This window comes from Cytobacillus sp. FSL W7-1323 (assembly GCF_038595015.1).
GTDB classification, from domain to species: Bacteria; Bacillota; Bacilli; order Bacillales; family Cytobacillaceae; genus Cytobacillus; species Cytobacillus kochii.
In genome coordinates this window covers 3,765,879-3,779,104 of sequence record NZ_CP151998.1, presented here as the reverse complement: position 1 = coordinate 3,779,104, position 13,226 = coordinate 3,765,879, and the positions used below count along the sequence as shown (strand labels likewise).

Below are 13,226 nucleotides of genomic sequence, written 5' to 3'. Positions count from 1 at the left end.
TATGATTATAGAGTAGGAGAATACAAGATGAAAAAGGGATTTTATAATCGTTTTTGGAGATGGCATTTTTTTGCGGGGATTTTTATTGCTCCCTTACTTATTACATTAACTCTTTCAGGAATTGGTTATTTGTTTTTTCCAGAAGTCGAAAATCAATTATATGATGATTTATTCTTTGGAGATAGTGAAAACAGTGAACAATTAACGATAGACGAAGGAATGGAGAAAGTTGAAAAAGACTTTCATGGCTTTGCTGTTACAAAGATTAGTATCATGGAGGAGCCATATAATACTCGTTTAACTTTAACAGATGAGGCTGGGGAACAAAAGTATGTTTTCCTTGATGAACAAAACCAAATTGTTGGGAGTCAGGATGCAGCCAATACATACTCAAATGTGATGCGTAGCATACATAGCTCCCTATTTGTAGGAGGAACACCGGTCAATTATTTAGTTGAACTAGCGGCCTGTTGGGCCATCTTTCTACTAATCAGTGGGTTGTATATGACTTTTAAAGGGAAGATCTTAACGAGAAAAGCAAGTGGTTCTAAGAACTTTCGTAATAAAAAATTACATGCGCTTATAGGTGTAATCATTACCATTCCAATGGTAGTTATTATTTTCACGGGCTTACCGTGGTCTGCGGTTATGGGGAATATAATCTATACAACTGCCAGTAATAATGCACCTGAACTGGAATTAAATCCACCAACATCTGATATTAATGAGATCCCATGGGCGACAAGGCAAGAGGAAACCCCAGCATCTGATGATCCTCATGCCCATCATCACGGAGGATCAGGTCAGAGAGAACATAATGAGTTTATGATTTCAGTAGGGCAACTAATAGATGAAGTGGAAAGTGAAAATATTAGTAAACCTTATTCTATTGTTTACCCTTCTGCTGATGACGGTGTTTATATTGTTTCTAAAGGAAGTAATTCCGGTGTAACGGGTTTGGATGTGAGTCCGTCAGAAGAAATGACTACTTACTTTGACCAATATTCCGGTGAATATATCGCCGCTGTTAATTATGAGGATTATAATCTTTTACAAAAATGGTTTACATGGGGGATTCCATTACATGAAGGTCATTTATTTGGCTGGCCAAATAAGGTTTTAAACTTAGTAGTTTGTCTTGCTTTTCTTTTTGTTATTTTTTGGGGTTTTAAAACATGGCTTTCGCGGAAGAAAAAAGACAAGTTTTCTGCACCACCGAAAAATTTTAAAGGGATATCCATTGGTTTTATAATGTTAATGGTCCTTTTAGGTATACTGATGCCTTTATTTGGTATATCCCTCATTATCGTGGCACTTATTGAATGTATAGTTAGTTTTGTGAAAAAAAATAAAGAATAAGCGATGAAGACATTTTCAGTTTTTATGAAAATGTCTTTTTTTATTTTCAAGAGTCGGATGCTATAAATTTATAAGATAAAGCGTTAATAGAAAAATAGAAAAAACTACTTTCTCCTATTGTCAAAGACAAGAAACAGGTCTATAATGTCTACTATACAAATACAAATGTACTTTCTATAAGAACAATCTGAGGGGGAACGGAAATGGAAGCAATCTCGATCGGTTTATTAGGTTTGGGCACAGTAGGTTCAGGTGTAGTAAAAATCATTGAAAGAAACCAGGATAAGCTTATGCATCAAATTGGATGCCCAGTAAAGGTGAGTAAAATTCTGGTGAGAGAGTTAGATAAAAAGCGAGAGGTAGAAATAAACCCAGAGCTACTTACAGCGAACCCTGATGATATCTTAAAGAACGATAATATAGATGTAGTCATCGAAGTGATGGGTGGACTGGAGAAAACGAAGGATTATCTCCAAGAAGCAATCAATCATCATAAGCATATTGTGACAGCTAATAAGGATTTAATGGCGGTTTATGGGCCGGAATTATTACAATCTGCTTCGGAAAATCAATGTGACTTATTTTATGAAGCAAGTGTAGCTGGTGGTATTCCTATTTTAAGAGGGCTAGTAGATGGTTTAGCATCTGACCGCATTACGAAAATGATGGGCATTGTGAACGGCACGACAAACTTTATTTTGACAAAAATGAGTAAAGAGGGCAGTGCTTACGAAGAGGTTCTAAAAGAGGCACAAGCACTTGGTTATGCAGAAAGTGACCCTACTGCTGATGTAGAAGGATTAGATGCAGCTAGAAAAATGGCCATTCTATCAACATTAGGCTTCTCTATGAATATTGATTTAGATGATGTGAAGGTTAACGGGATTACGGAAATCACGGAAGAAGATTTACAATATGCGAAGCAACTCGGCTATTCAATGAAATTAATTGGGATCGCTCACCGAGAAGGCGAAAAAGTAGAAGTGAGTGTACAACCGACGATGTTAGCAGAAACCCATCCACTTGCGGGTGTGCAAGATGAATATAACGCCGTATATGTGTATGGTGAGGCAGTGGGTGAAACAATGTTTTATGGTCCAGGAGCGGGAAGCTTACCTACAGCAACAGCTGTTGTTTCAGACTTGGTTGCAGTCATGAAGAATATGAGATTAGGAGTTAATGGAAGAAGTGCGGCAGTTCCACAGTTTGAGAAGAAATTAAAAAACGATAATGAAATTTTCGCCAAATACTTCCTGCGCTTACATGTAAGTGATGAAGTCGGTGTTTTCGCTAATATCACAAATATTTTCTCGCAAAGAGGTGTGAGTTTCGAGAAGATTCTACAAGTACCTGTCAAAGAGAAAGAACTAGCTGAAATTGTAGTGGTTACACACCAAGCATCGTTAGAAGACTATGAAAATATTATGCTTCATTTAAGAGACTTAGAGGCAGTAAAAGAGATTAAAAGTTCGTATCGTGTAGAAGGAGGAGCCAAATGATGAGATGGGAAGGCTTATTACAATCATATAAAGAATTTTTACCAATAACTGAAAATACTCCGATGCTTACACTAAATGAAGGCAACACTCCTTTAATTCGGTTAGATAACCTTTCAAGAGATTGGGGAATTGATTTATATGTGAAAACAGAAGGAGCAAACCCAACAGGTTCATTTAAAGACCGCGGTATGGTTATGGCTGTAGCTAAAGCGAAAGAAGCTGGAAGTGAAGCAATTATTTGTGCATCTACAGGTAATACTTCAGCAGCAGCAGCAGCCTATGCAGCGAGATCTGGTCTAAGATGTATTGTCGTGATTCCTGAAGGAAAAATCGCTATGGGAAAATTAGCACAGGCAGTCATGTACGGGGCAGAAGTGGTTTCAATTGAAGGGAATTTTGATCAAGCTTTATCAATGGTTAGAAAAATTAGTGAAACAGAAGCCGTTACATTGGTAAACTCTGTAAACCCTTATCGTCTTGAGGGACAAAAAACAGCAGCATTTGAAATTTGTGATCAGTTAGGTGGGATGGCGCCAGATATTCTTACCTTACCAGTTGGAAACGCGGGCAATATTAGCGCTTACTGGAAAGGGTTTAAAGAATATCATCAAGCTAAACAAACAGGCCTACCAAAAATGCATGGATTTGAAGCAGAGGGTGCAGCAGCTATTGTTCATAATCGTGTTTTTGAAAACCCTGAAACAGTTGCTACAGCTATCCGTATCGGTAATCCAGCAAGCTGGGATTTAGCTGTGAATGCAGCGAAAGAATCGCAAGGGAAAATTGATGAAGTCAGTGACGAAGAGATTCTTTGTATGTATAGAAAATTAGCTTCATCAGAGGGGATTTTTGCTGAACCGGCATCATGTGCCTCTCTTGCAGGTGTATATAAGCAATTACGTAATGGAGAAATTAAGCATCAAACAAAAGTAGTAGCAGTTTTAACTGGAAATGGATTGAAAGATCCGAATACGGCGATTGATGCGAGTCCTGTTCAACCTGTGAAATTGCCAAATGATGAGCAAGCTGTGGCAGCGCATATAAAGGGAGTTGTCCACGTATGATGGCAGGTGAAGTGCTAGTCATTGAAGTACCTGCTAGTACAGCAAATTTAGGGCCAGGGTTTGATTCCATTGGTTTGGCCCTCAATTTGTATTTGCGACTTGAGGTAACAACCCATGATCAATGGGAAGTCATTCCTCTTTCAGAAGGATTGATGACATTTCCAACAGATGAGCAGAATTACATTATTCAAGTGGCTATGCAAACAGCGAAGAAATACAATCAGGATTGCCCACCTTGTCGATTAACGGTGAGCAGTGATATCCCCATTGCTAGAGGGTTAGGTTCAAGTGCGGCAGCGATTGTGGCTGGAATCGAACTTGCTGATACATTATGTGATTTACGATTAACAAAACAACAAAAGCTCGAATGGGCAACTGAATTAGAAGGACATCCCGATAATGTCGGTGCTTCCCTACTTGGAGGATTGCTAATCGGTAGTCAAGCAGATGATGGTGTAGACGCTTTATCACTATACCACCTTCAAGTTGATTTTGTCGTTTGTATCCCAACATCTGAATTATTAACGAAGAAATCGCGCCAAGTATTGCCAACGGAACTTTCTTATAAACATGCTGTTCACGCAGGGGCAATTGGCAATGTATTTATTGCTTCACTTATTAGTGGGGATTATGAACAAGCAGGTAAAATGATGATGAAAGATCTTTATCATCAACCTTATCGTAAAGAAATTGTACCAGAGCTTGAAGGAGTAGAAAAAGTTGCAATGGCGAATGGAGCACTTGGTGTAGCACTAAGTGGCGCAGGACCGACTATATTATGCTTAGCACGTGATGGGGAAGGACAAAAACTGGCAACGCTCTTGAGTGCAGGTTTGCATGGAATGAAAGTAGTTCCATTGCAAATGGATTTAATCGGTAGTCGTATTTATAAAGAAAATAGTTCAAAAATAAAAAGCGATGTCATGTGACATCGCTTTTTTAATTAAGTAGGCATTAGAAAACTTGTTCTACTTCCACAACACCAGGAACTTCTTCTAAAAGAGCACGTTCAATACCTGCTTTAAGAGTAATTGTAGAACTTGGGCAACTACCACATGCGCCTAAAAGACGTAATTTTACAATCCCGTCTTCTACATCTACTAATTCACAATCTCCTCCATCACGAAGAAGGAACGGTCTTAATTTATCTAGTACTTCTTGGACTTGACCTGTCATTTCTGCTTGTTCTGCCATTTAAAATCGACTCCTTTCATATCTATATTATAATCAAGATAACCATAAAAATCTATGATAAGGAAACATTTACTTATGTCTCTTATTATACTATATTGTAAAATAGAATGAAGAGTGAAATTATTTTTTTTATTGAAAAAGGGGGAAGCATTTCATGGCTGACCAATTAGAGATTATTGTATATGGAGCAGATGTTCTATGTGCAAGCTGTGTGAATTTACCGTCATCTAAAGAGACATACGAATGGCTTGAAGCGGCACTGGCAAGAAAGTTTGAAAACCAAAAATTTAAAGTATCATATGTCGATATATTCAACCCACCATTAGATGAAGAAAAAAAAGCTTTCGCCTCTCGTGTAATTGAAGAAGATATGTTTTATCCCGTAGTTAAAATCAAAGATCAAATTGTTGGAGAAGGTAATCCTAGGTTGAAAGTGATTTATGCGGAGATGGAGAAATACGGATTTACAGCGGTGTAAGTGAAAAAAATGCAACCTCTGACCTCAGATGAATGAGATAGAGGTTGCATTTTTTGTTAAAAAAGCATTTATTCATACATAATCGGTGCACCTGGTCCAAGCTCTATACCAAGTAACATCCACACAATCAACATAAGTGTCCATCCGACTAAGAAGAACATTGAATAAGGAATCATTGTTGATACAAGCGTACCAATTCCCATCTTTTTATCATATTTCTGTGCAAAAGCAATAATAATGGCAAAATACGTCATCAACGGAGAAATGATATTTGTTGATGAATCTGCAATTCTATAGGCCATCTGAGTAAGTTCAGGTGAATAACCTAATTGCATCATAATTGGAACAAATACCGGAGCCATCATTGCCCACTTTGCAGAAGCACTGCCGATAAATATGTTAATAAATGCAGCAATAAGAATAAAGACGATAATTAATGGAATGCCTGTGAGGTTAATGTTTTGTAAGAATTCAGCACCATAAACCCCTAGAACTAATCCTATATTAGATTCATTAAAGTAAGCGACAAATTGTCCCGCTGTAAAAGCTAGTACAATAAACATTCCCATTGACGCCATTGTATCAGAGAGTTGATTTGCCACATCTTTGTCATTTTTAATTTCTCTAGTAACCATGCCATATACTAAACCTGGAATAAAGAAAAGAATCGCAATGATTGGTACTAAAGAACTCATGAATGGAGAGGAGATAATTGGTTGGTCACCAGTACCACGCATTGGAGCGCCTTCTGGTAAAACGAGTAATGCTGCTAAAATAACTCCTACTACAATTGAAACACTTGACCAGATTAACCCCTTCTTTTCGATAGCTGTTAACTTTTCAACTTTTTCCCTGTAGTCGCCTTTATATTCCCCAAGTCGTGGCTCAACAATTTTTTCTGTTACCCATGCTCCTATAACTGTCAATAAAAACACAGAAACAATAATGAACCAATAATTCATGGCAATGCTCATACCTTCTGCATAGACAGGATCTATAATTGCAGCACCTGCAATGGTTAGCTCCCCTAATAATGCATCTGTACCTGAAAGTAAAAGGTTTGCACTAAATCCTCCTGATACCCCGGCAAAGGCTGCAGCTAATCCTGCCAATGGATGTCTACCTACTGCTGCAAAAAGAAGTGCACCAAGTGGCGGTAATACAACATACCCTGCATCGGAAGCGACACTAGACATGATTCCTGCGAATACTAATCCTAGTGTAATAAATCTCTTAGGTACTGATAAGACAAACCCACGTAATAAGGCACTAATGAGTCCCGAGCGCTCAGCAATACCTATTCCTAACATCGTCACTAAAACGACACCCAGAGGGGCAAACCCAATAAAGTTATCTGTCATACTAGAAAATATATATTGGATACCTTCTGCACTTAAAAGGTTAGTAATTTCAACCATTTTTCCTTCTTCGCCCGGATGCTCTACACTAATTCCTAGTTGTGATAGACCAGCAGATAATAGCAAAACAATTAATGACAATATTGCGAATAAAGTGACGGGATGAGGCAATTTGTTACCAATTGTTTCAACACTATCTAATGAACGCTGCAAGTAACCTTTTCTCTTTTTCTTCATTTATATTTTCTCCCTTCTTTCTATTTAGGAAATATTTTGAATATAACCTAACTATTTTGTAAGCGCTTCTTTGCCATTATAAAGGGCAAGTCTATATAAGAAAATAGAAAGTAAAAAAGTAAGAAAACTGTTATTTTTGTAAAAATTCATATCATTATAAAAGAATTTGGTTTTTATGTAAAAAAACAACCATTATAGCAGGAGAATACTGTGGTGATACTTAATCTTGTCCTGAAGAGAATACCTATTGATAAAAGGATATTTTATGAAATGACCCTTATTGGTTGAAACTTTTGAAAGCTAAATGAGTCTAATTTTTAAAAGTGATAGAAAAAAAGTAAAAAAGGAGAAACGGAATGAAAGGTTTTATTGTCATGTTTTTGTTGCTTATGGGATTGAATTCTTTCGTTTATATGCATTTGTCCTCCGCTTCTTCTGAATATGGAGAAAGATCACAAATAGGGTATCTTCTATTAGATAAGCATATGTTAATTGGTGATGAAGATTTTCAACAGGCAGACCTTCATCTTGATGTAAATCATTTAAAAGAAAAGTACGACATTATCTACTATCTATCATATAAAGCATCTCAGCTTCCAGGGGGTATAAAGAACGGCGATAAAGTGAAAGTAAGCTATAGTGAGATATCTCAAACAAAAATTCCTCAAATCGCTGTAAAAGCTATGGAACTGTATACATCATCTTGTGAAAAAAAGAGTGAACTGGTAGGACATATTTATATAGAAGAAAAAATTTTAATAGAAGATGGAAATTTCCATGCCAAAGACATCCATTTAGATATGGATGAATTACAAGCAAAATACCAAATTGTATTATTACATATAGAGTCACCGCTTCTTCTAGAGGGGATTGTTAGTGGTGATCAAGTAGCTATCGGATATAGTCGCATGCTTGAATCTTATCCACCAAAAGCATTGGTCACCTGTATAGAAAAATTGATTTAAAAACTTATAAGTAAAATAACGATGATTTCAGAGGGAATTATGTAACTTTTGCCGAGCTATCTCCGGATAAAATTGGAATAGATGTACGCCAAAATTCAATTTGTGCAGTTATTATTGGTGAAATGGGTTGAAGGTGGACGATCAGACTACAATTGCGCCGGTCCGGATACTCGTGTTGCTGGTTTTTTTGCTACACCATCTAAAACATTAGGTATCGAGAAATCAATCATTATATCAGCTAGTGGTCAACCCACAGAACAATATTATCTATATTTCAGTAGGACGGCGGATGATTATTGGGATTTAATGGGATCAGGTACATTTAAAAGTACCTATTAATAATTGATGGAGAGTAATATATTTTTATTGCTCTCTATTTTATAAGGAGAGTCATATGTTAATAGATTTTGACTTATTATCATACTTAATAGGTTTTGGTTTTTTAGGAGCAATATTGGCTGCATTAAGGGTTAGACTTAATAAATCTAAAATGTACCTTTTTTTCTTTTCAATTTTCTTTTTTTACATTATAAATGTTGTTAAATTTACGCTTTTTCCTATAATAGTTGGAACATCATTTGCAGAGGAAATGAAAGAAACTACCACTATAGCGAGTAATATAAATCTTATACCCTTTAATTATCAATACATAGAACAAACATTATTAAACATTCTTTTGACTGTGCCATTTGGTTTTGGGTTACCTTATGTAAAGAGGAAAATGAACTTTAAAACAATCGTTGGTTGTGGTTTATTATTTACGTTATTAATAGAAACAGCTCAACTTATTATTTCTTTTATTATTGGATATGCTTATAGAATTATAGATATTAATGATGTTTTAGCCAATCTTTTTGGAGTTATAATAGGTTATATTGCATTTCTTTTATTTTCTAAAATGATACTTTGGATTATTGAAAAATACATACCTAAGAATGAGAAGTTGTCTCCATTTCTGTTGTATATTAATAAAGTTTCAAAAAACGAATCATTTAAATTTAAGGACACTGTTTAAAGTTGATCTTTTTAGGTTTTTTCTGGGATTTAACCTCTAGACAAAGAAGTGTTAGAAACATTGGAAAATACGTTGCAATAAATCATTATCCACCCTCATTTAGAGAGATAGGAACTATGGTTGGTATTGCATCTTCCTCAACTATAAGCGAAAACCTAAATAAAATGGACGAGAATGGCTATGTAAGCCGGGGGAGACCAAGAACATTAAAGGTAAATAAGATCGCCTCGTAAAATAGCTGTCTTAATTTTTGCCTCCTTCAACACTTTCTCCCCATAATTCTTCCACTGTGGTATTCGAGACACTTACATGGTGCACTTGGATATGTGCTTATACAAATTATGCCGGTGCTGTTGAAAGTTTTGAAGGAGATTGGTAGTGGGATATAAAAACCCAACAAAAACCCAACAAAAAAGTACAATCTCTTAAAAGAAATTGTACTTCTGTATTTAAAAGGATTGAAAAACCCTCTTAAATCAATAAATTATAAAACTGTAGATAATCAAGAGTTTGATTAACCGTTATGATATTTATACATCCAAAGAATGCCTGATTTAATAAGACGTGCTACTCGTCCTGTAATTGGACGTTCGGCAACTAAACCAAAGCCATGTTTTTTACCTAGTGAACCCATGATTCCTTTTAGTTTTATCACAGGAAGGGTTTCGGGTAGTTCTTCATTTTTCCAACGTTTTAAAAGGACTTGTACAATTTGTTCTGCTTGTCCTTCAGCTAGTTGCGCACTTGGTGCATGAGGAAGGCTTGCGCAGTCACCTACTACATATACATGCTCGTCATCAGGGATATTGTGATACTTGGTTAATACGACTCTACCCTGTTTGTCTTTTTCAACATCCATCGCACGTACAACATGTGTCGGCTGAATACCTGCAGTCCATACAACGACATCACTTTCAATCCGCTCATCATGATTGTATAGAGCGCCTTCTTCGACTTTAGTGATATTAGAGTTGTTAATGACTTGTACGCTTCGAGAGTTAAACCAGTTTTGTACATATTTACTTAGTCTCTCTGGGAAGGCAGATAAGATGCGATTCCCCCGATCAAACAACTTGACCGTTAAATCAGGTCTGCTTTCATTTAGTTCAGATGCTAACTCGATACCACTGAGACCAGCACCAACAATCGAAACAATGGCACCCGCTGGCAAATTATTCAGCGTTTCATATGTTTTTCGTGACTTGGCAATAGATTGAATACTGTGAGTATATACATCTGCCCCAGGAACATTATGGTATTTATCTTCACAACCAAGCCCAACAATAAGATCGTCATATGAAATGGGCTGTTGATCGTTTAAATGGACCATCTTTTCTTTTGTGTCAATTTTTGTAATATCTCCATATTGAATGTTCAAGCGAGGGTGTTCTGGAAAAGCAACACGTACATGTTGATCGGAAATCGTTCCAGCGGCAAGTGCATAGTATTCTGTTTTTAAACAATGATAAGGTACCCGGTCGACGAGAGTAATCGAAACATCATCCGGCAGTTGATTCGGTAAAAGACGAGCAAGCACTCGCATTCCGCCGTATCCTCCCCCAAGAATAACAAGATTTTTCATTTGCTGATATCCCCTTTATTTTGTCCGTTCTCATACAAGAAGATAATCTGATACAATGGAAAAAACATAAGTGTCCAAATTATCTTAAAAAAATAAATATAACCATCCATATTGCATAATCCCATAAAAAGTATAACGAAATTATCTCTAAATCACAACAGAAAACAAAAGGAAACTTATGCAGATAAGACGGAGTAAAAATATTCTGATATTTATAGTTTCTTCAAAAGAAGGAAAAGGAAGCGAATAAGGAGTTAATATTATGAGGAAGATTGTTGTAGAATTTTGTATAACAAATATGGCCAATGGTTCTCACCATGCCTTTGCAAAGTTAAAAAAAGATTATGATTTAGATGTCATTGAATATGGCTGTTTAGGATATTGTGGAAAGTGCCGGCATTTATTATTCGCTTTAGTTGACAATGACATCATTCATGGGGAAAATGCGGAGGAATTGGTTTATAACATTTATCAACATTTAGATGAAGAATAATGTTCCTTTACTCTTTTGTTGCCATATAATAAGGTATAGGTACGTTAATGAAGGCAGTAAATTTGTGAAACACTGTAAAGAAGTATATACTAAGCCTATAATATAAACTTGGAGGGATTATGATGAATCAAGTTGTTGAGATTACAGAAGCGGCAGCCCTTCACATTAAAGAAATGATGAAACAAAATGAAGAAGAGAACGCCAAATTACGTGTAGCAGTAAAGGGCGGTGGCTGTAGCGGATTATCTTACGGAATGGGCTTTGCTCAAGAAGTAGAAGAAGACGACATTCCTTTTGAATTACATGGCCTTGAAATCGTTGTAAGTAAAGAAGATGCACCGATTCTACAAGGGACAAAAATAGACTATAAAGAATCCATGATGGGTGGCGGTTTCACTATCGACAACCCAAATGCGATTGCCAATTGCGGCTGTGGATCTTCTTTTAGAACCGCAACAAAGGTTGGTACGCCAGAAGAGTGCTAATCTTAGTGAAGAGATCTTTCCTTTATAAAGGGAAGGTCTTTTTTTACTTTGCATGATTATTTGAAGTCAGTAAGTTAATTTTTAATCCACAAGAAGTGTGATTGGTAGGTATTAGCATGTGGAAATGGTCAAAACTTCCTCCGGTTTAATGGTATAAAAAAACCCGGAATCATCCGGGCTTCTTTTAAAACATTGAAGTACTATGTTTAGGTTGTACTCTTGCTTTAGGGTCAATATATGTTTTAGCGTGACTAACTGCGACTGGTGCTTCACCAAACCCACATGCAATTAATTTTACTTTTCCATCGTAAGTACAAATATCTCCAGCAGCATAAACACCTTCAATATTTGTTTCCATTTTTTGGTTTACAACGATAGAGTTCTTCTGAATGTCAAAGCCCCATTCTTTAATTGGACCTAATGAAGAGACAAAACCATAGTTAACAATAACTGCATCGACATCGATAACTTCTTTCTCTTCTTCGCCTACTTTTTCAAGGATTACTTGGCTTACACCGCTTTCATCACCGACTAATTCAGCTGGAATATATGGTGTTTTGATATCAACTTTAGAGTTTTCAAGGTTTTCTACACTATGTTCATGTGCACGGAATTTATCTCTGCGGTGAACGATTGTAACTTTTTCTGCGATAGGTTCAAGCATTAAAGCCCAGTCCACTGCTGAATCGCCTCCACCAAATATAACGACTCTTTTTCCGGCAAAATGATTGAGGTCGTTAATAAAATAATGAAGGTTTTTTCCTTCGTATTCTTTCGCACTTTCCAATTCTAAACGACGGGGTTGGAATGCGCCGTTACCTGCAGTAATAATGACAGATTTTGAAAAGTGGACATCTTTATCTGTCGTAATTTTCAATGTACCATCTGCTAGTTTTTCCAATGTTTGTACAGATTGTTCTAAAGATATAGTCGGATCAAATTTGTCCATCTGTTCAACAAGATTATCTATTAACTCTTGTGCGCGGATTTTCGGAAATCCTGCAACATCGTAGATATATTTTTCTGGATAAAGGGCAGAAAGCTGTCCACCTAGTTGAGGTAAGCTTTCAATAATGTTAACAGATGCTTGTCTCATCCCACCGTAAAAAGCGGTGAATAGCCCAGTTGGACCCCCGCCGATAATCGTGATGTCGTAAATCTTCTGTTCAGTCAAAGTGATTCCCCCTAAGTATATTTATGGTATTTTAATTAGTTTACCATAATATTAGACTATTCTGTATCATTTGGTGTTGCATGAGGAAAAGATGTACCATCAAATAATCTTTTAAAAATCAGCGTTGACTAGAAAAATACGGTTAAATTTCCTTTAGAAAGGTAAAATGTGAAAGCGGTACCAATGTTGATTTTATAGTATTGATAATCATTATCAAATTAAAAAATCTTAAAATTCTTAAAGTGTCAATTTAGCTTGAAAATAAGATAGAAAAGGAATACTATGTAATAGAAGATATATTTATTAATTTTTTGTGACATTTT

14 protein-coding genes are annotated in these 13,226 nt (G+C 36.2%); 10 read left to right on the top strand and 4 right to left on the bottom strand.

Annotated elements, in window-relative coordinates; translation table 11 throughout:
• The first annotated feature begins 27 nt into the window (after positions 1-27).
• The 4 genes from MKX67_RS19180 to thrB all read left to right on the top strand — a co-directional run bounded on the left by MKX67_RS19180 (position 28) and on the right by thrB (position 4,851).
• Positions 28-1,359, top strand: a complete 1,332-nt coding sequence (locus tag MKX67_RS19180; RefSeq protein WP_342488596.1) for a PepSY domain-containing protein — start codon at positions 28-30, stop codon at positions 1,357-1,359.
• Positions 1,360-1,562: 203 nt separating this feature from the next.
• The gene (locus MKX67_RS19175; protein ID WP_224938070.1) at positions 1,563-2,858 is read left to right on the top strand and encodes a homoserine dehydrogenase; all 1,296 of its coding nucleotides are present in this window, start codon (positions 1,563-1,565) and stop codon (positions 2,856-2,858) included.
• Positions 2,858-3,922, top strand: a complete 1,065-nt coding sequence (thrC, locus tag MKX67_RS19170; RefSeq protein ID WP_342489293.1) for a threonine synthase — start codon at positions 2,858-2,860, stop codon at positions 3,920-3,922. Before MKX67_RS19175 ends, thrC begins: the two co-directional genes overlap by 1 nt.
• The gene (gene thrB / locus MKX67_RS19165; protein ID WP_224938069.1) at positions 3,919-4,851 is read left to right on the top strand and encodes a homoserine kinase; all 933 of its coding nucleotides are present in this window, start codon (positions 3,919-3,921) and stop codon (positions 4,849-4,851) included. The genes thrC and thrB overlap by 4 nt, the downstream gene beginning before the upstream one ends.
• A 25-nt stretch (positions 4,852-4,876) precedes the next feature.
• On the opposite strand, the gene MKX67_RS19160 is transcribed toward thrB, so the two are convergent.
• Entirely contained in the window at positions 4,877-5,116 is a 240-nt protein-coding gene (locus tag MKX67_RS19160; RefSeq protein ID WP_095372024.1) for a NifU family protein, read from the bottom strand.
• 154 nt (positions 5,117-5,270) lie between these two features.
• Between MKX67_RS19160 and MKX67_RS19155 the strand changes: the two genes are divergently transcribed.
• Positions 5,271-5,594, top strand: coding sequence for a YuzD family protein (locus MKX67_RS19155; RefSeq protein WP_095372025.1), 324 nt, complete (start codon positions 5,271-5,273; stop codon positions 5,592-5,594).
• A 68-nt stretch (positions 5,595-5,662) separates the two neighbouring features.
• Here MKX67_RS19155 and MKX67_RS19150 read toward each other — a convergent pair whose 3' ends face one another.
• Positions 5,663-7,189 carry an AbgT family transporter gene (locus MKX67_RS19150; RefSeq protein WP_224938068.1) on the bottom strand — a complete coding sequence of 509 codons (1,527 nt, stop codon included), beginning with the start codon at positions 7,187-7,189 and terminating at the stop codon, positions 5,663-5,665.
• 356 nt (positions 7,190-7,545) lie between these two features.
• Here MKX67_RS19150 and MKX67_RS19145 point away from each other — a divergent pair, with 356 nt between their 5' ends.
• The 3 genes from MKX67_RS19145 (at position 7,546) to MKX67_RS19135 (ending at position 9,169) form a co-directional block, all read left to right on the top strand.
• Positions 7,546-8,154, top strand: a complete 609-nt coding sequence (locus tag MKX67_RS19145) for a hypothetical protein (RefSeq protein WP_342488595.1) — start codon at positions 7,546-7,548, stop codon at positions 8,152-8,154.
• A gap of 117 nt (positions 8,155-8,271) precedes the next feature.
• The gene (locus tag MKX67_RS19140; RefSeq protein ID WP_224938066.1) at positions 8,272-8,493 is read left to right on the top strand and encodes a hypothetical protein; all 222 of its coding nucleotides are present in this window, start codon (positions 8,272-8,274) and stop codon (positions 8,491-8,493) included.
• Between the two features lie 55 nt (positions 8,494-8,548).
• Positions 8,549-9,169, top strand: a complete 621-nt coding sequence (locus tag MKX67_RS19135) for a VanZ family protein (RefSeq protein WP_224938065.1) — start codon at positions 8,549-8,551, stop codon at positions 9,167-9,169.
• Between the two features lie 514 nt (positions 9,170-9,683).
• Here the strand turns inward: MKX67_RS19135 and MKX67_RS19130 are convergent.
• On the bottom strand, positions 9,684-10,751 hold the full coding sequence (locus tag MKX67_RS19130; protein WP_095372031.1) for an NAD(P)/FAD-dependent oxidoreductase: 1,068 nt from the start codon (positions 10,749-10,751) through the stop codon (positions 9,684-9,686).
• 262 nt (positions 10,752-11,013) lie between these two features.
• On the opposite strand from MKX67_RS19130, the gene MKX67_RS19125 reads away from it, so the two are divergent.
• Positions 11,014-11,244, top strand: coding sequence for a DUF1450 domain-containing protein (locus MKX67_RS19125; protein WP_224938063.1), 231 nt, complete (start codon positions 11,014-11,016; stop codon positions 11,242-11,244).
• Positions 11,245-11,366: 122 nt separating this feature from the next.
• Complete coding sequence (locus MKX67_RS19120; protein ID WP_191817221.1) at positions 11,367-11,729, top strand: iron-sulfur cluster assembly accessory protein; 363 nt, start codon at positions 11,367-11,369, stop codon at positions 11,727-11,729.
• Positions 11,730-11,913: 184 nt separating this feature from the next.
• On the opposite strand, the gene MKX67_RS19115 is transcribed toward MKX67_RS19120, so the two are convergent.
• Entirely contained in the window at positions 11,914-12,903 is a 990-nt protein-coding gene (locus MKX67_RS19115) for an NAD(P)/FAD-dependent oxidoreductase (protein WP_218971962.1), read from the bottom strand.
• Positions 12,904-13,226: the final 323 nt, after the last annotated feature.